Annotated in this window: 13 protein-coding genes; 3 read left to right on the top strand and 10 right to left on the bottom strand. The window is 68.2% G+C overall.

Annotation, left to right across the window (positions count from 1 at the left end):
* Positions 1 to 40: 40 nt before the first annotated feature.
* Positions 41 to 1,186, bottom strand: a complete 1,146-nt coding sequence (locus AB0K60_RS20685; protein WP_364057115.1) for a TetR/AcrR family transcriptional regulator C-terminal domain-containing protein — start codon at positions 1,184 to 1,186, stop codon at positions 41 to 43.
* 302 nt (positions 1,187 to 1,488) lie between these two features.
* On the opposite strand from AB0K60_RS20685, the gene AB0K60_RS20680 reads away from it, so the two are divergent.
* Complete coding sequence (locus AB0K60_RS20680) at positions 1,489 to 3,117, top strand: MFS transporter (protein WP_364057112.1); 1,629 nt, start codon at positions 1,489 to 1,491, stop codon at positions 3,115 to 3,117.
* 86 nt (positions 3,118 to 3,203) lie between these two features.
* Here the strand turns inward: AB0K60_RS20680 and AB0K60_RS20675 are convergent, their stop codons facing one another.
* From AB0K60_RS20675 to AB0K60_RS20635, 9 genes are all read right to left on the bottom strand, one after another.
* Positions 3,204 to 3,851 (bottom strand): RloB family protein, encoded by a 648-nt coding sequence (locus tag AB0K60_RS20675; protein WP_364057109.1) that lies wholly within the window; start codon positions 3,849 to 3,851, stop codon positions 3,204 to 3,206.
* Positions 3,808 to 5,163: an ATP-binding protein gene (locus AB0K60_RS20670; protein ID WP_364057106.1), complete on the bottom strand. Its 1,356-nt coding sequence runs from the start codon at positions 5,161 to 5,163 to the stop codon at positions 3,808 to 3,810. Before AB0K60_RS20670 ends, AB0K60_RS20675 begins: the two co-directional genes overlap by 44 nt.
* Positions 5,164 to 5,345: 182 nt before the next feature.
* A complete protein-coding gene (locus AB0K60_RS20665; RefSeq protein WP_364057103.1) occupies positions 5,346 to 7,007 on the bottom strand; it encodes an NUDIX domain-containing protein in 1,662 nt (553 codons plus the stop codon).
* Positions 7,008 to 7,141: 134 nt separating this feature from the next.
* A complete protein-coding gene (locus tag AB0K60_RS20660) occupies positions 7,142 to 8,374 on the bottom strand; it encodes an aminotransferase class III-fold pyridoxal phosphate-dependent enzyme (protein ID WP_364057100.1) in 1,233 nt (410 codons plus the stop codon).
* Positions 8,375 to 8,383: 9 nt separating this feature from the next.
* Positions 8,384 to 8,887, bottom strand: coding sequence for an NUDIX domain-containing protein (locus AB0K60_RS20655; RefSeq protein WP_364057097.1), 504 nt, complete (start codon positions 8,885 to 8,887; stop codon positions 8,384 to 8,386).
* Between the two features lie 92 nt (positions 8,888 to 8,979).
* Positions 8,980 to 11,748 (bottom strand): metallophosphoesterase, encoded by a 2,769-nt coding sequence (locus AB0K60_RS20650; RefSeq protein WP_364057094.1) that lies wholly within the window; start codon positions 11,746 to 11,748, stop codon positions 8,980 to 8,982.
* A 53-nt stretch (positions 11,749 to 11,801) separates the two neighbouring features.
* Positions 11,802 to 12,818 (bottom strand): hypothetical protein, encoded by a 1,017-nt coding sequence (locus tag AB0K60_RS20645; RefSeq protein ID WP_364057091.1) that lies wholly within the window; start codon positions 12,816 to 12,818, stop codon positions 11,802 to 11,804.
* Positions 12,819 to 13,342: 524 nt separating this feature from the next.
* Positions 13,343 to 13,822, bottom strand: a complete 480-nt coding sequence (locus AB0K60_RS20640; protein WP_364057088.1) for an SRPBCC family protein — start codon at positions 13,820 to 13,822, stop codon at positions 13,343 to 13,345.
* Positions 13,797 to 14,189: a metalloregulator ArsR/SmtB family transcription factor gene (locus AB0K60_RS20635; RefSeq protein WP_364057085.1), complete on the bottom strand. Its 393-nt coding sequence runs from the start codon at positions 14,187 to 14,189 to the stop codon at positions 13,797 to 13,799. The genes AB0K60_RS20640 and AB0K60_RS20635 overlap by 26 nt, the downstream gene beginning before the upstream one ends.
* 266 nt (positions 14,190 to 14,455) lie before the next feature.
* Here AB0K60_RS20635 and AB0K60_RS20630 point away from each other — a divergent pair, with 266 nt between their 5' ends.
* Entirely contained in the window at positions 14,456 to 16,021 is a 1,566-nt protein-coding gene (locus AB0K60_RS20630) for a BTAD domain-containing putative transcriptional regulator (protein WP_364057082.1), read from the top strand.
* Complete coding sequence (locus AB0K60_RS20625; protein ID WP_364057079.1) at positions 15,978 to 17,702, top strand: hypothetical protein; 1,725 nt, start codon at positions 15,978 to 15,980, stop codon at positions 17,700 to 17,702. The genes AB0K60_RS20630 and AB0K60_RS20625 overlap by 44 nt, the downstream gene beginning before the upstream one ends.
* Positions 17,703 to 17,800 lie beyond the last annotated feature (98 nt).

Genomic DNA, 17,800 nt, shown 5'->3' with positions numbered 1-17,800 from the left:
GCGATGACCGCCCTGCAGCCGCGCGCAGGTGTACGGCGCGTCAGCCGGGTGAACGTTCACAGACACCGGATCGGCGGCCCTGCCGGGCGGCCTCGTTCCTGCTCAAAAGGACCTCGATGCCGTCGAGGAGGCGGGTGAGGCCGAACTCGAAGAGGCTGTCGAGGGTGAGGTCGACGTCGCACCGCGTGGCGAGCCTGCCCAGGATCGGGTAGCGCCCGTCGCTGAAGACCTCGCTGAACGTGGCGTCCTGCTCCTGCATCCACTGTTCGTCGGTGAGGCCGGTGTCGCGGCGGGCCTGAGCCTCCATCTCGAAGTTCACCGCAGTGCCGCGGACGTGGTTGGCGACCGTGACGGCGAAGTGGAAAAGCTGCTCGTCGGTGAGGCCCCTGCCGTCCAGTGCGCGGAGCAGCCATTCGGTGTGGACGACGGCGTCTGGGGCGGGGATGGGGCGGGTGAAGGAGATCGCCTGGGCGACCCACGGGTGCCGCCGGTAGATCGACCACTGGGTGCGGGCGCCGATCTCGACGCATTCCCGCCAGTGCTCCGGTGGCGGGTCGGGGTAGGCGGTGGTGCCGAAGACGACGTTGTACATCAGGACGATCAGTTCGTCCTTGCTCGGCACGTGGCGGTAGAGGGACATGGTGGCGACGCCGAGCTCGGTGGCGATGCGGCGCATGGAGAGCGCGGCCAGGCCCTCGGTGTCGGCGATCTCGATGGCCACGGCGAGGATACGCTCACGGGTCAGCTCACGCTCGGGAGAGCGGGCGGGCCGGGGTGAGGTGGCGGGTCTTGGTGTCTTGGATTCCACCGCGGCGGCATGGCCGGGAGGATGCGCGGACACGCCCGGTGCCGCCGACGGCGTCTCGGCCGGCTGCGCGGCCGGCAGGGCGGCGGTTCGTGCGGATGTCGGTACGGCGGGCTTGGCGGCGGGCTCGACGACGGGCTTGACGACGGGCTTGGCGGCGACGACGGTGCCGACGCCGGGACGCGGGTGGGCCAGGCCCTCCTGACGCAGAGCGGCCAGGACCTTGGTCGCGGTGGCGATCGCCACGCCCCACTCCTTGGTGATCTGGCGGGCGGACGGGACGCGGTCGCCCTCGCGCAACTCGCCCGCCTCGATGCGGCGGCGAATCTCAGCAACAATCCGGACATACGGCGGCTCGCGCCTCACGGCCGATTCGGTCACTCCGCCTTCCCCTTTCCTGAAGGCATTCGCGGTTCCTAACGTACTAGTACACCATCGCTCCGGCCAGGTCCCCGAATTCCAGCACGTCAGACCCGTAAATCGGGGCGACGCGAGCGAATGGGACACCTATCGAACCCGACTATCGTACTAGTACACCAACCCCGGCGCGTTCTCAAAAATGCCTGCTCAACAACATCTTCACAACACGCTTGCCATGTACGCATCCATATGTACAGTGTATATAAGCGCGGCCGCGCCACAGGCGTACGTGATTCATTCGCTCATCACATGGAGAGAACGCAATGACCAGTACGGACAACCCCCTCGCGGGCGGGACCGAGCCCCGAGCGGGCCGACGTGAGTGGATCGCCCTGACGGTGCTGCTGCTGCCCCTGCTCCTGGTCTCGATGGACGTCTCCGTCCTCTACTTCGCCGTACCGTTCATCAGCAGGGAACTGGCCCCGACCGCCACCCAGCAACTGTGGATCTTCGACATCTACGGCTTCGTGCTGGCCGGCCTGCTCATCACGATGGGCGCGCTCGGCGACCGAATCGGCCGCCGCCGCCTGCTGCTGATGGGCGCGACGGCGTTCGGCGCGGCGTCGCTGTTCGCCGCCTACGCCCCGAGCGCCGAGGCGCTCATCGCCGCCCGCGCCCTGCTCGGCATCGGCGGCGCGACGCTGATGCCCTCGACGCTCGCGCTCGTCCGCAACATGTTCCACGACCCCCGGCAGCGCGGCACCGCGATCGCGATCTGGACGGCCGTGCTGAGCGCGGGCGTGGCGGTGGGGCCGGTGCTGAGCGGCTTCCTGCTCGAACACTTCTGGTGGGGCTCGGTCTTCCTGATCAACACGCCGGTGATGGCGCTGCTGCTGGTGCTCGCTCCCATGCTGGTGCCCGAGTTCAAGGCCCCCGAGTCGGCCCGCTTCGACCTGCTCAGCGCCGCGCTGTCGCTCGCCGCCGTGCTCCCGATCATCTACGGAATCAAGGAGCTGGCCAATGACGGCTACCGCCCGCTCCCGACGCTGGCCATCGTGGCCGGTCTCACCGTCGCCGCCCTTTTCCTACGCCGCCAGACCCGGCTCGCGTACCCCATGATCGACCTAAGCCTGTTCCGCCGACGAGCGTTCGGCGGGTCGTTGCTGATCGCCCTGCTCGCGATGTTCGCGATGATCGGTTTCGCCATCCAGACCACCCAGTTCCTGCAGTCCGTGCTCGGTCTGAGCCCGCTGCAGGCCGCGCTGTGGAGCGTGCTCCCCTCGGTCGCGGTCGCCGCGGCCGCCCCGGCGAGCATGGCACTCACCCAGCGCGTCCACCGTTCCTACATCGTCGGCGCCGGATTCCTCGTCGCCACCGCCGGCTTCGCGGCCATGACCCAGATCCGCGTGGACTCGCCGCTGTGGGGCCTGCTGCTGATCGCAAGCCTGTACGCCGTCGGACTGGTCGTCGTGATGACCCAGAGCAACGAGATGGTCATGGGCGTCACCCCACCGGACCGAGCGGGCGCGGTCTCGGCCCTGCTGGAGTGCAACACCGAGTTCGGCGGCGCGCTCGGCATGGCGATCCTCGGCAGCATCGGCAACGCGATCTACGTCCGCCAGATCGCCGACACGCTCCCCACAGGACTCCCCCAGCAGGCGGCGGACGCCGCCACAGAAACCCTCGCCGGCGCCACCGTCGTCGCCGACCACCTCCCCAACCAACTCCCCAACCAACTCCCCAACCAACTCGGCGAAGCGGTCCTCACCGCCGCCCGCCACGCCTTCACCGACGGCATGCACGCCACGGCCCTGGCCGCCTCCGCCATCATGGCCGCCGCGGCCTTGCTCTCCCTTACCTTCCTCCGTCGAGCACACATCGCCCCGCCCGCACCCGACGGCACGTCCCCTGAAGTAGCCTCGATTCCCTCACAGCAGGCGTACTACCGTTGACCGCCCGCCCGGACCGGCACCACTGAAGCGGCATGCACCCCGACATCCGCCATACCGCTCACAGGCGAATCGCCGCCTCACCGCTACTACGGCTCCACAACGGTGGCCCGCATGGCGTCGACCAGTTCCCAGACCGAGGTGAACGGATTGCAGTCGGCGGGCCGACGCCCCTCACCGTGCGCCTCGGCAAGCACTTGGGCGCGCTTGCGGGCCACTTCGTGGTTGTCCATGAGCGCTTCGGGGCGGAAGCTCTTGCCGTCTCGCGTGTAGGAGCACCCGCCGTGCCTCTCCAGGATCCTGCATGCCTCATCCGTGGTGAGAGGACGACGCTCGTTCTGCACATGGAGGATAAGCCATAGCTCGAAGCAGGGATTCGAAATCGCGCACCTCACCCCTTGCTGAGCAGCCAAGCTCAGAGCCCGCTCAAGCGAGGGGTGCGGAGACGGCGCCTCGACATCGAGTACGCACCAGACCTCGTCATACGGCGTGCACTTGTCCGCCGCCGACCGTGGTGCTCGCTCCTTATGGGATATAGCGGCTTTGACCAGACCCAGGGGCTCGCCGAAGACGGTGCCGAACTGCACTCCCGGGATTCTGAGCTCACGCCTGAGCGTACTCAAGTAGATACGTTCCGTTACTCTACCCTCGCAGTAGATAAGGAAGCGTTTCTGTTCCTGCCGATTTCCTTGATCACGTACAAGAGGCTTGCTGCTGCGGCGGCTTCGGCGCGACATGCGATTCAGTCTGCCGTGTAAGAGCCTCAGCCAGGAGGAAGTCGTCGAAGATGGGGACGCCTCGATAGCGGCCAAGGAGGTAGCCGCGGAAAACGTTGTCCAAGCCCTCTCTTATGCGGTACTGCGTCAGCGGATGAAGTTCGGTCGCGCCGTCGCCGCCGCGGTCAGTTAGCCAAACCTGATCACGCCGCAGTCGCCCGCCGGACAATTTGGACAAAAGCGTGACATCGTGGGTATTGAATATGATTTGTGCACCCTGTCGGTTGAACTGTGGCTCCTGGAAGAGCCGCACCAGCTCGCTCGCCAGCAAGGGGTGCAGGAATGCGTTGAGTTCGTCGACGACGAGCAGCTTGCCCTTCTGCAGCGCGTGCATGATCGGCCCCAGCAGGGCGAACCAGCTCGCGGTGCCGCTCGACTCGTAACGCAGCGGCAGACTGTACTCCTTGCCGCCGACCTGGTGAACGAAATCGACCTTCGGTGGCCCCAGGACCTCCGAGTTCTCATCGGGGATGGGCGCTTCCGGGTTGATCGCCTGTATGAAGGCGATCAACCGCTCCCGGGCTTCCCGGTCCATGGGCCGCGTCTCATGCCGGACATCCGTGATGCCGAGATCGGCGTAGTTGAGCAGGCTCATGACGCTTTCGCGGTCACCTGCAGATATCGCATGCAGCGTCTGAGCCAGGTGAAGAGGGGGGTTGCCCGCGTCGACGTAGATCAGTTCACGCTCGAACCACTGGTACAAACGTGTGAGTTGGGGATGATTGTTGGCAGCCGCGGCCGAAAGGTAAAGACTGTTCGGCCGTACCAGATCGGCGATGGCCCTTTTCTGCCCCTTGAGGTGCTCGCTGAAGCGGATCGAGTCGCCACCGGGACCCGACCGCTCGAAAAGGACCCGCCGGACCCGCCGCTGCCGCCGAGTGAAGCTGTACAGCCACTCGCCGCAGACCACCTGATCGTCTACGGAGAAGCCGTATTCGTAGTGCACCCCATCGAGCGCCACGTCGACGCAGAACTCTGACGGCCTGTCACCGGCACTCTTGTCGAACCGGAAGGCGTTTCTCGCAATCGGTGCCCCGGGCTTCCAGCGTTGATGCGAGTTCGCGACGGCGAGCGCCATGAAACGCACGGCCTCGAGCAGGTTGGACTTGCCCGACGCGTTGCCTCCGAAGATCGCCGCCGCAGGCAATACCGCCACGTCCTCGGGGATGGGCCGACGCACCGCCAGATCGTCATGCTCGTCCAGCGCTACGAGACTGAGTTCCTGCTCGTCTCGCAGAGAAGCGAAGTTGGCGACGCGGAAGCGGAGAAGCACCTTGGCTCCCTGTCGGTCGGAATCAATGCTACGGCAAGTACGCCTCGAAGGACGCTGTGCGTCACTACTTGACGAGTATGACGCATAGACCCACCCTCGTATAGGCCACTAACGCCCTCAGAGGGCAAAACTTGACTGGCAAGGTCATCGCCGCCGTCCCTGGCCGAGCCTGGGCGCGCTGGTCAAGGGCTTGTGGCGGTCCAGCGACCGGTCGTCGATCCGGACGAGAGCGGTCGCCCCAGAGCCCTCCACACGGAGACGAAACGAAGCTGGGCGACGGGAAGGCTGCTGGGCGTGCCAGGGTGGGCGGGGAGCAGACGGCCGTTCGGCGGGAGCGGCGCGTCGTCCGGCAGGGGGACGGCGAAGGCGAAGCGGCGTGCCGACGTTCCGGCCGCCGACACGTAGTCCTCGGCTGCGACGTAGCGGGCCGGGCCGGGCAGCAGCCGGGCCGCGGCCTGCTCCAGGGACTCGCCGGGCCGTACCCGGTCCTCCGGCAGGTGGTCGCATTCCTTGTCCGAGAGGACAAGGACGGCGTCATCGCGGTGGGCGATCACGGCGACGGACATTTCTGCATATCCAGCCCGTACGGCCTCCGCCGCCAACGCGGCCGCGTCCGGAACGTCCCAGCCGTGCAGTGAGAAGCGGCCTCCGTCGAGCACGGCTCGGATGCCCGCCGCAGAGTAGGGCACGGTGTCCTCCGGGAGGTCGTCCACCGGGAACCAGGCGAGTTCGGCGCACTTGTGCGGCTCCCTGTTGACCGGCTCGCCGAGCCGTCCGCGGGCGACGAAAAACATCCCGATGCGCGCCGTGCCGCCGGGGTTGCGGTGGTGCATGACGTGCGCGGCCTCGATGTCGGCGGGATCGAGGTCGAGGCCGAGCTCCTCCTTGGCCTCCCTGACCGTGGCGTCGATCACCGACTCGCCCTGTTCGAGGTGGCCGGAGGGCATGATCTGCCATTCGCCGTCGGCGTAGCCGGTGCCCTGGCGTCGCCCCAGCAGAACCTTGCCGTCACTCATGATCACCAGGTGAACGTCCACGACCGGCCGGTATCGGCCCGGCGCGTACGTCACCTCGTCCACCAGTCGCGGCAGGATGGCCGCGTTGGCCGCGATGAAGTCCGCGAGCCCGGCGGGCAGCAGATTGGCCGAGCGGACACCCTCCGCCGTGCAGGGGATCCGGACGACCTCGTAGCTACCCATGGCCGGGTCGCCGAACGTTGGGTCGCTGAACTTTGGGTCGCCGAACTCGGTCGCGCTTCGCCGGGTGAGGTCGAGCGTGCGCAGGCGGCAGGCGAAGATCGTGTGGTGTGCGCCGGGCTCGACGATGGCGGGCAGCGGCACGGCGGGACCGGCGGTCGCGCCCAGTTCCTCGTACAGTTCGCGGCGCAGCGCCGCCTCGGGAGAGGCGTCGCCGGGCTCGATCGCCCCACCCGGGGTGAGATGGTACGGCTCGGGCCGCCCCGGCCGTACCCGGCGAAAGAGGATCAGATCGTCGCCGTCGAGCAGGATGGCCCGGACGCTACGCCGTACCGGCCGATCATCCTCCGCCGACTCGCGCAGCACGATCCTCGCGGCGAATCCGCCGCGCCGTGCCGCCTTGCCCGCCCGAATCCGCTCCAGGTCCGCGAGATCGAGGCCGTGCTCCCCGGCGAGCGCCCGCACCACCTCCAGGACGTCCGCCAGCTCCTCGGGATTCCGGTCGGCCAGATACTCATCGGTCTCCTCGACGAGCTTGGCGCACAACAGGGCGCCGTACTCGCCGGGCTCCGCGACCCGATACGTCCCGTCCGGATACAACTCGGGGATCCTGTCCCGGACCAGTTTCTCCCGCGTGGCATCGTGCATGCCGCCATCCTGTCGTGGGTTCTCCTCGCCGCGGTCCCCTGCCTGCGAACTTCCATATTCGTTCCGAGGTACGGCACCGCGCCGATGAGGCCCGCAGAGCACCCGCGACATGCGGCGAACCCCGCCAACACATGTCACCGGAAAAGCCTCGAACCCACACGTTCGCGCCAGGCGCGCGCACCCTCGCAGGCCCGCTCGTAGATCAGCTCACCGGGCACGTCGGCATGGGCGAGGCAGACGAAATTGGGATGGCCGACCAGGAGCAGGATCCCGCCGGCCAGGAAACTCCTCTTGGCCTCCTCCCGCGCGAAGGTTTCGCCGACCACGTCGTCATGGAGTATGAGGTCGAACGCGGTCCCGTCCAACACGGGCACGAACCGCAGGTACGGCGAAACGCCGGCGTCGGCGCAGGCGGCGTTGAGCAGCGAGCAGACACGGCTCGTCTGCGTCCGCAGCACCCGATGGCCGTCACGACGGAACATCAGTTCGCGGGTGGCGACGGCGGCGGCGACGCCGGAACACTCCTTGGAGTAGGTGCCGCCCACCCGGGCCCGCTTGAACTCTCCCGGGTCGAACTCCTTGATGACCAGCAGGCTGTGCGGCGCGCCGTTCGCCAGGGCCTTGCCGAAGACCGCGAAATCGGGCCGCAGCGATCGGGTCTGGGTGATGCCGAACTCGGCGATCCGCCCGGCGGATTTGGTCTCATCGAGCACGGAGACCACCCCGTACCGCGCGCACAGCCGGAGGAACTCCTCCGCGAGCGGCGATCCGGCGACGTCCTCCTGATACACGTCCAAGGCGGCGGTGCCGACGACGTCGGTGGAGTCCCTCAGCAGCGTCTCAAGTCCGCCGAGGTCGAGGTCCCGCCAGTCGAACACGGCTTCGTCGCCGGAAGCGCCGCGCAACGGCAGGCCCGGCGACCCCTTCCGGCGCAGAGGCGATCCCAGCCGTTCATGCCACGCCGTCTCCTGAGAGAAGAGCGCGTCATGCCAGCCTAGGAAACCGCATCTAACCACCCCCCGCCGCCCGCTGCGCATCGCGCCCAGCCGCAATGCGGCGGACATCGCCTCGGACGACGTCTTGAAGAACGCCACGGCCGCGTCCCCGCCCCAGTCCGGAAGAACCGCTGCATAGTCGGAGTGTGACCGCGAGTATCCGGGAAAGTGCAGGCCACGGCTCAAGAACGCGTTCACTGATCGCTGGAACTCCGGATCCGCGTGCCCAAGTACCACCGGCCCGTAGCCGCACACGAAATCCAGGTAGGAGCGGCCATGGGTGTCATAAACGTACGCGCCCTCGCCGCCGTCGAAGGCCAGCGCCTCGCGTTCGCCGCCTACGTGAAAGGTCGCGATTTCCCTCTCCGCCACCCGCATGATTCACGCCGGCGAATTGACGGTGAGCTCCCGCTTGATCCTGGTGGAGATACGGGGCCATGCCTTCTGCAGCATGACCAGAGACTGCCGGCACGACGAACTCAGCCGCTCCGGCGCCACCTTCAGATCCTGAACGTACTCGAATCCTTCGTTCTTCTCCGGTTCCTGGATCAGCAGCCCACCGGAACGATGAAGGCAGGCGAAGGACACGATGACCCAGGTCTTGAAGGTCTCCCGGCCGCGGCTGTCCACCTTGCGCACCCGATCGGACTTCACTTCCAGGAACTCGAGTATCTCGATGTCGGCCTCCGGCCCGACCTCTTCCACGATCTCGCGGCGTAACTCGTCGCGGAGGCATGCCAGCGGATCCTCGACCCGCCCACCGATCCCCTCAAGCTTGCCCACTTCGTCACTGGCCTGTTTACCTCGACGCATGAGTATCCAGTTGAGGTCGGCGTCGAAGACGAGCCCTTCGACCGCCACCGAATACGGCTGGTCAAAACCCATACGCGACAGCCTGATCCTAAGCTCCTCCAGATTCCGGGCCTCACTGTCCAGTAAGTGGGCCATAAGCCGCCTCCATATTCACGAGATAACTCCTATCTACTGATTGAGAACCATGAAACGGGGTCCCGATTCGGGCCGATCAGCCAGCGGGCATCCGGCATCCAGGCGCCTCCAATGGCTTCCCGCTTACGGCTGCGCACGACCACCTTGTCCGGGTGGACGCTCATGATGTTGTAGCCGAGCGGAACTCCCGGCGCCCATTCTCGGGGAAGTGCGCCGAATGCCCCCGCGCCCACCACGGTGAGTCCCCTATCGCCGGAGGCATCGTATTCGTACACCGACCGCATCGGGCGATGCACATGGCCGTGAAGGAGAATGCGGAACCCCGCTTTGCTCAATTGCTCCAGAACCTCGGCGTTGGCGATGCAGACTTCGGAGGAGGCCGTAGGCGGATGGTGCCACACTACGATCTTGAACCACAGAGGCGAGTCGGGGAGGTCCCGTGCCCGGCTCAGCAGCCTGGCCAGTCCTCCCTCATTGATCGAGGCCCTGGCGGTGTAATGATGGTCGATATCCCAGCTCGAATTAAGGCTGTACATCGCGATACGCCCGTTCGGAAGGAGCAGTTCGCTGACCTGTTCACGCACCTCAAGCGGGTACGTCTCCCCGGTGACCGAAGAGCAGAAACGAGCAAATGCGTCAAATCTTGTCGTGAATATCGCGGCGTCGGCGACCTCCACGTAGTCCTGGTTCGCGTCTATGACACGAACGCCGGATAGGAGCCCTGCGACATCCCTTCTGCGCTTGGGCTGGTAGGCGCTGCGGGAAACCGCCCAGTCCAGATCGTGGTTGCCCGGCGCCATGATGATCGCTGGATGGTTGAACTCCGCACGGAGAAATTCGAAGAACTCGCCGGCCGCCGCGTATTCCTGGGCGGCGGCGGTCGAGGCGATGTCGCCCGACACGACGATCGCCCCCAGTTCGAAGACGTCGATCTCGTTCAGGTCCGCGACGAGCGGCGTCACCCATGACACCGCGTCCTCACCACCGTGGAAATGCAGATCGGACAGATGGAGAATGTGCGTCATCGCCCTTTTCTCCCTCGCGGACATCCCGCTTCGCGCGACCGCAGCACCGGCTTCGGATCCCGACCGCCGGATGCCACCGTCCGGTAGCCGGTCGGCGCCGATGTCGATGAGTGAGACCTCGTTCTCCGTCACCGCGACGATGTCCGCGACGGGTCCGGCGGGCTGCAGGTGGATGACTCGGTTACCAAGCGGAAGGCGCAGGACCGGGGCGTTATCGTCCGGTCTCCAGAAGACCACCTCTCCGCTGCGGTCACCGGAGACGATCATGCGGTCACGCAATTGCGTGATGGCGCGTACCGGAGCGTTGTGGTGATGGTAGACGGCCTTCGTTCCGGCGGCATGCGTGAGCGCGACCACCGATCCGTCGTCCGAAGAGGTGAAGATGTTGCCGTTCGAGAGCACGACGATGTTGTTGAGCGCCAACCCGTTGTGCACAAACTGCGTGACCAGTGTGTTCGTCGTGCCGTGGGTCACCTTGAGGCTGCGGTCGTCCGAGCAGGTGATGATGTAGGGCGGTGAATTCTGGATGTCACCGACAATCGAGCGGTGGAGGTGCTCCTGCGACAGGAGCTCGCCACGGCGACTGATCCTCAGCAGGAAACCCGATCTCGTTCCGGCGTACACCGACTCCCCCGCTGGGGAGGTGGCGAGCGAATAGATCGCCTCATCGGCTCGCAGGCTCCATCGCTCGGCGAGTTCGGGGAGCGTGAGCTCCTGTACGGTGCCGTCCTCACGACCGACCACCAGGTAACCGTCGAGGGTCGGATGCAACGCGCGGACCGGCGGCCCCGAAGCGCCCTCGACCGAGCTGTTGTCCCTGAGCGACAGCAGGTGGATGCGCCCGTCCGTGCCGCCGTAGGCCAGCAGGGCACCGTCTCCGTCCTCGACCAGTCCCGCGGCGCGGATGTACGGCGTCTCGCCACGTAACCTGCCGACTTCTTGGAGGTCTTCGCAAGCGGTGACGATGAGCGCTCCCTCGTCTCCTGACGAGACCAGATTCCGTCCATCCGGGCTGTGCGCGAGCGTACGTATCGAGTCGCTGTGCACATTGGCCTCGAGTCGCAGTTCTCCCCTGCGAATGTCGAGCAGGGCGATCACTCCTGCGGCGGTCCCGATCGCTATCTGATCCTTGTACAAGGAGATGCGGTTCAGAAAATGCCTTCCGCGCAGGGACTGACGCCATATCTCCCTGACGCCTCGCCCGAGGATCTCCCACATGGCGACGGTCCCGTCACGGGAGATGGAGATGAAGCGATCGTCGTCGGTGACGGCCAGGTCGGTGACCTGGTCCCCATGCGCTCTGAGGGAGTGATCCGAACGGGTGCCGCCATGGTCCGCGATAACGATCTCACCTAGGGCCGAGCCGAGCACCAGCGGACCGGAGGAGAGCCGGCAGGCCGCCGTCACCTGCTCCACAGGGGATCGCACGCCGAGGACCCAGTCGTCGTCCGGAGTCCAGGTGGCCACCTGCCCCTCGGCGTCGATCGCGATCAAGGCCCGGACCGGATGGCTCACGGCGAGGTGCCGAAGAGGAGCGGCGGTCGGCATGCCGATGCTGGAGATGCTGATCGCGTTCTGCGCGTTGATCAGCACGATGTCCCATTCGAGCAGTCCGACGATCTCGCCGGGACGTGGCCCCGGCAGCAGCGTCCGCACGGGGGCGCTCAGGGAGACGGGCATCAGCGCCTGGTTTCGCCGTACATCGTACAGTTCGACCTCCGTGCCGACGGTCCCATAGAGAATCAGGTCCTTGTCGCCCCAGGCTGCGGGCACCGGGCGAAGCGCGGAGATGGTTCGCAGGACCCTCCGCCGATAGCGTGGTCCCATCATCGGTGCCCCACCCCCTGCCCGCACGATCGGCAGTTCACGCACAACTGCGGCAGTTCACGCCAGACGGGCAGAGGTGGTTCACGGTCGAGCAGGAATGAGCTCACACAGGTCGACGTCAAAAACACCGGCGTGGGCGCGCACGCCGTTCGCAGGGTCTCGTAGAAGTCACGCAGGTCCGGCCCTATCCTCTCCGCGACATAGCCGGAGTGGACCGGGTGCGGGCGACTGTATGTTTCGTACGCCGGGGAAGTACCTCCTCGATCCGCGACATGCGCGACGGGCACGACCACGTCGGCCGTGGTTCGCAGCCGGGCCCGATACCGCATGCCCACGCAGACGCAGTCGAAACGCGCGGCGCGGAGTCGCGCCGCGAAGTCACCGAGCTCGTGGATCGCAGCCTTCAGAAAAGGCTTGATATACGCGCAGCTACGACAGCGGTGCCGACGGAGACGTGCGGCGTTCGCCAGCCTGTCCTCGATCGCGGCGGCGCCCGGTTCGAGGGACTCCGCTCGATTCATGGTGGCGAGGGAGATGAAGAACACCACCTGGTCGTCCGATTTCGCCTCGGCGTCGACGAGCCGAAGAAGCTCTGCCGGAACGGATTCTTTGGTGGGAATTTGTATGGGGTTCCCATTCACCAGCAAGCGGCTCAGGGCCGTCATCACGAGGAGGGTCGAGGCGGCGGATCTGAATGGTTCGCTGTTGGGTGAGAGCGAGATGACCGTGCCTCGCGCGCCGGCTTGATAACGATCATCCTTGGTCAGTCGTTCCGCCGCATCGAGCACGTCATCGGGGGTGGCCGGCTCCTGTGGCGCCTCGGGGGCGGAGATATAGCAGTATCGACAGGCACTTCCACAACCACGCCGGGCGATATCGAGAAAGACACGTCCCCTATCCCATGATAAGAGTTGTCCCTTATCCAGGCTGACTTCCCGCCGGCCCATTGGCGTGCCCTTCGGCTCTTCGGTCAGGATACGAACATTATCCCAACGCTTGAGTCGTACGCCAGCCATCGGCACGATCGCAGTTCCGAACCCTCGGGGTTGAATTCACACGCCGTTGGCGGCGGTAATTAGAGCACTCCGGGACTACAGGATAGTCATCGAACGCGGGCCAAACCACAGCCTGCACCACATCATCCCGAAGATCCAATAGGCGGCCTTTATGCCGATTTCGGCAGATCTTACCGGTTCGAGGGCGCGCAGAGCAGGGCCGATCACCGGACGACCCGAACCGATATCTGAGGTTTCGGTTGCCCTATTCATGTTCCGACACATCAGGTGAGCCAACGAAAAGTCTGCGACGAGTGCCTCCAGCAGGTCATGAGGCTCATTCCGGATTATCGGCGCAGCGAGAAATGCCTGAGGAATTTGAGGGTCTCGCCCCCGCACGGCCATCGTTCCCTCACACGCCGGCGAGCGGGCGCGCCCGGCCGGTCACCCCGGTACTCGGCCACCTCGGCGGCGGACACCGTCGGACCGCGCTGGCCGGGACCGTGCCCGGACGTGGACTCCGCCCGGGCACGGTCCCACGGACATCAGCGGGATACGAGTTCGGCGAGGAGTTCGGTGAGGCGCTCGTCGCCGTCGCGGACGCCGGACTCCATGCCGCTTGCGACCATGCCGTCGCGGTCCTCCAGGGACTGGTAGACGGCGAGGCCACGCACCAGCGTGCGGCCGTCGTGCTCCTCGAAGACGGTCTTCTCCAGGGAGACGTGGCCGGGCATGCCCTCGTACTCGAAGGTCTGCAGGATGCCGTCGACGGTGGGGTCACCGTGGAAGACGCCGCGGAAGCCGTGCTCGACGCCGTCCGGGCCCACCGAGGTGTAGCGCCATCGTCCGCCGTCGCGGGGCTCGAAGCGGTCGATGGTCATCTTCTGCTCGCGCGGGCCGAGCCAGCGGACGAGCAGGTCGGGGTCGGTGTAGGCGCGGAACACCAGCTCGCGCGGCGCGTCGAACTCCTGGGTGATGACGATGTGCGGCATGCCGGGCTCAGCGGTGATCTGGACCTTGCTCATCTTCGTCTCCTCTTTCTCTTTCGTGGGGGTTGTCGGTGTCGCCCTCGGCCTGCAGAGCGGCGAGCAACTCTTCGAGACGCTCGTGGCTCTCGTCCCAGAACCGCTGGTAACGGGCGAGCCAGTCGGTCACCTCGCGCAGCGGCTCCGGCTCCAGGTGGCTGAGCCGGGCGGTACGCCGCCGGTTGCGCGAGATGAGCCCGGCGTTCTCCAGCACCTTGAGGTGACGGGAGATCGCCGGCTGGGACACGTTGAACGGCGCCGCCAGTTCGGCGACGGTGGCGTCCCCTTCCATCAGCCGCGTCAGGATCGCGCGCCTGATCGGATCGGCGAGCGCCCCGAACACGAGGCTGATCCGGTCTGTGGCCATCTCTTCCATAACCAACTTGTTTTAGAACGAGTAGGTTAAATATGAGCCGTGGACGGTCTCCCTGTCAACCCCTCTCCGGTACGGGCCGCACAGCAGACCGACCCGGCCGCCGCAGTCGCACCGGCGCGGATCCATTCACCGGCCATGACCGGCGGAAACGCCGGCTCAAGGGTCGGCGCAGCCGGTTGCCGAAGGAAAACGGGTCGCGAGTCCGGCCCGTCATGATCCGGTCACCGAATGTCGGTCGGCGTCCGTACTCTGGGGTGGTGCGATTCGGGGTGCTGGGGCCGCTGGCGGTCTGGACGGATCATGGGGAGCCGGTGACGGTTCCCGGGCGCAAGGTGCGCGCGCTCCTGGCCGACCTGCTCGTGCACGAGGGGCGTGCGGTGCCGGTGGATCGGCTCGTCGAGGACCTGTGGGGGGAGGCCGCGCCCGCCGACCCGACGGCGGCACTGCACGTGCGGGTGTCGCAGTTGCGTCGGGCGCTGGAGGGCGGCGAGCCGGGCGGGCGTGAGCTGGTGGTGTCGCAGGCGCCTGGGTACGCGGTGCGGGTTGGTGCCGACGGGGTGATTGGCGGGGTGGCCAGCGGGTTTGTTGGCGGGTTTGTTGGCGGGGTGGACGCGAACAGGTTTGCCGACCTCGTCGGGCGGGCGCAGCAGGTTGCGGACGCGCGGACGCGGGCCGCGTTGCTGGGCGAGGCGCTGGAGTTGTGGCGCGGGCCGTACCTGGCCGACTTCGCCGACGACGAGTTCGTGCGCGCGGTCGCCGCGCACTGGGAGGAGCGGCGGCTGGCCGCCGTGGAGGCGTGGGCCGAGGCCCGGCTGGAGCTGGGCGAGCATCACGAGCTGGTCGGGGAGCTGGGCGAGCGGGTGGCCCGGCATCCGTACCGGGAGCGGCTGCGGGCCGCCCACCTGCGCGCGCTGCACCGGTCGGGGCGGACGGGTGAGGCGCTCGACGGTTTCCAGGAGCTGCGGCGGCTGCTCGCCGACGAGCTGGGCCTGGATCCGGGGCCGGAGCTCACCGCGCTGCATCGGGCCATCCTCGCCGGGGATCCGGCCGAGGACGCGCCGGCGCCGGTCACGCGTCCGGCCAGGCCGCTCGGGAACCTGCCCGCGCCGGTGACCGACCTGGTCGGGCGGGACCACGACGTGCCGCGGGTGCGGGAACTGCTGGCGGCGGGGCGGCTGGTGACGCTCACCGGACCCGGCGGGGTGGGAAAGACCAGCGTCGCCCTCGCCGCCGCCCGCGCCCTCGCTTCCGCCGAGACGTATCCGGACGGCGTGTGGCTGGTCGATCTGACCGTCTGGGACGGGTCCGGCGATGCCGCCGAACCGGTTCTTTCCGTGTTGTCCATCCCGGAGACGCCGGGCGACACCCGCCCTCCGGGTGAGCGGCTGGCGGACGCCCTGCGCGAGCGGCGGACGCTGCTGGTGCTCGACAACTGCGAGCACGTGATCGAACCGGTGGCCGACCTGGTCGCGGCGCTGCTGCCCGCCGCGCCCGGCCTGCGGGTGCTGGCCACCGGCCGCGAGCCGCTGCGGCTGCGCGGCGAGGCCCGCTGGGAGCTGCCGCCGCTCGACGTCCCCGACACCGACGACGTGGAACGGCTGGCGCGGTGCTCCGCCGTACGGCTGTTCCTGGCCAGGTCGGGGCTGGTCGCCGACCCGGAGACGATCGGCGCGGTGGCCGAGGTGTGCAGGCGGCTGGACGGCATCCCGCTCGCGCTGGAGCTGGCGGCCACCCGGGCGCCGGCGCTGGGCGTGACCGAGCTGGCGGCGCGGCTGCGGGGTGCCGCGGGACCGGTTCGGGCTGCTGGGATCCGGGCCGCGTGACGCGCCCGCCCGGCAGCGCACGCTCGCCGCGGTGATCGACTGGAGCTGGCGGCTGCTGACCGAGGGCGAACGGGCCGTGCTGCGCCGACTGGCCATACATTCGGGCGGCTGCACTCTGGACGCGGCCGAGGCGGTGTGCGCCGGGGACGGGGTCGCGGCCGGGGAGGTGCTGGACCTGCTCGTCGGGCTGGTGGACCGGTCGCTGGTCGTACGCGGCGACGGGTCCCGGTTCCGGCTGCTGGAGTCGGTGTCCGCGTACTGTCTGGACCGGCTGCGCGAATCCGGCGAGGAGGCGGCGCTGCGGCGGCGGCACGCCGAGCACTACCTGGCCCTCGCCGAGCGGGCCGAGCCGCTGCTGCGCGGCCCCGGCCAGCGGGAGTGGCTGCGGCGCCTCGACGCCGAGGCCGCGAACCTGCGGGCGGCGCTGGAGACCTTCCGGCGCGACGGCGCGGCCGGGCCGGCGCTGCGGCTGGCCCTGGCGTTGACCTGGTACTGGTTCCTGCGGGGCCGGTTCACCGAGGCGCGCCGCGCGCTGGACGCGGCGCTCGACGTGCCCGGTGAGGCCACCGATGTGGCGCGGGCGGAGACCGAGGTCTGGCGCACCGGGCTGGAGATCTTGCAAGGGCAGGCCGGACCGGAGCGGGTCGCCGAGGTGCTCGCCGCGTACGAGAAGGTGGCCGAGCCGGTCGCCCGGGCCCGGGCCGAATGGTTCCTCGCCGCCGCGATCAGCCACGTCGGCGATGAGGCGGCCGCCGGGGAGCTGCTGCGACGGGCGCTGGACACCTGCCGGGCGGCAGGCGACCGGTGGGGAGAGGCGGCCGCGCTGAGCACCCGCGCCATGCTCGCCCACATACGGCACGACCTGGCCGCGCTGGAGCACGACGCCCGGCGCGGGGCCGAGCTGTTCGGCGAGCTCGGTGACGACTGGGGGATGCTGCAGGCCACCGACTGGCTCATCGGCCTCGCCGACCTCACCGGGGACCGGGCCGAGGCGGCACGGCTCAGCCGCGACGGGCTGCGCGTCGCCGAGGACCTGGGGCTGTGGTCCGACGTGGCCGGGCGGCTGGGCTGGCTCGCCTGGCTCTCCGTACAGGAGGGGGACTATCCGCTCGCCAGAGAGTACGGCGAGCGGTCGCGGCGGCTCGCCGCCCAGCAGGGTCTGCGCTCCGGGGAGGTGTTCGCCGTCCTCAGCCTGGCCGCCGCCGCCCGCCGCTCCGGCGACACGGACGCGGCCGAGGGGCATCTGCGCTGGCTGCTCGCCTCCGCCCGGCGGCAGCGGTCCGGCGAGGGCCATCCGCCGTATCTGGCGATGGTCCTGGTCGAGCTGGGGCTGCTGGACGTCGAGCGGGGCGACCCGGCGGGGGCGCTGACCCGGCTGCGGGAGGCCTTCGACGTGGCCCGGACCTTCGGCTCGGCGCCCGAGATGGCGTGGGCGCTAACGGCCATCGCCGCCGCGCTGGTGCCGAACGGGCGGCCGGACCTGGCCGCACGCCTGCTCGGCGCGGCCGAAGCCGCGCGCCGGACGAGCGGGCATGAGATGTCCGACTGGGACCGCGCGCAGTTAACCCAGATCACGGCCTCGGCCCGGTCCGCCACATCCGACTTCGCCGACCTCTTCGCACAGGGCGGCGAACTCACTCCCGAACAGGCCCGCCTCCTCCTCGACGCAGAACGCGACTGACCCCGGCGGGCAACGGACGGCGACACCCGGCCACCTCTCGTCAAGGCCCCACCCACGACAGCCTCGACCCGTCCGCCACATCCGACTTCGCCGACCTC

Origin of the sequence: Thermopolyspora sp. NPDC052614 (genome assembly GCF_040678635.1) — a bacterium.
Classification (GTDB): Bacteria; Actinomycetota; Actinomycetes; order Streptosporangiales; family Streptosporangiaceae; genus Thermopolyspora.
Note: the sequence above shows the minus strand (reverse complement) of the source record. Positions and strands in the feature narration are given on the sequence as shown.

What these genes read in the sequence shown, in the direction of transcription:
- AB0K60_RS20665 (WP_364057103.1), bottom strand. Translation starts at nt 7,007, where the DNA reads ATGCACGATGCCACGCGGGAGAAACTGGTCCGGGACAGGATCCCCGAG.
- AB0K60_RS20635 (WP_364057085.1), bottom strand. Translation starts at nt 14,189, where the DNA reads ATGGCCACAGACCGGATCAGCCTCGTGTTCGGGGCGCTCGCCGATCCG.
- AB0K60_RS20655 (WP_364057097.1), bottom strand. Translation starts at nt 8,887, where the DNA reads ATGGGTTTTGACCAGCCGTATTCGGTGGCGGTCGAAGGGCTCGTCTTC.
- AB0K60_RS20640 (WP_364057088.1), bottom strand. Translation starts at nt 13,822, where the DNA reads ATGAGCAAGGTCCAGATCACCGCTGAGCCCGGCATGCCGCACATCGTC.
- AB0K60_RS20675 (WP_364057109.1), bottom strand. Translation starts at nt 3,851, where the DNA reads ATGTCGCGCCGAAGCCGCCGCAGCAGCAAGCCTCTTGTACGTGATCAA.
- AB0K60_RS20680 (WP_364057112.1), top strand. Translation starts at nt 1,489, where the DNA reads ATGACCAGTACGGACAACCCCCTCGCGGGCGGGACCGAGCCCCGAGCG.
- AB0K60_RS20645 (WP_364057091.1), bottom strand. Translation starts at nt 12,818, where the DNA reads ATGGCTGGCGTACGACTCAAGCGTTGGGATAATGTTCGTATCCTGACC.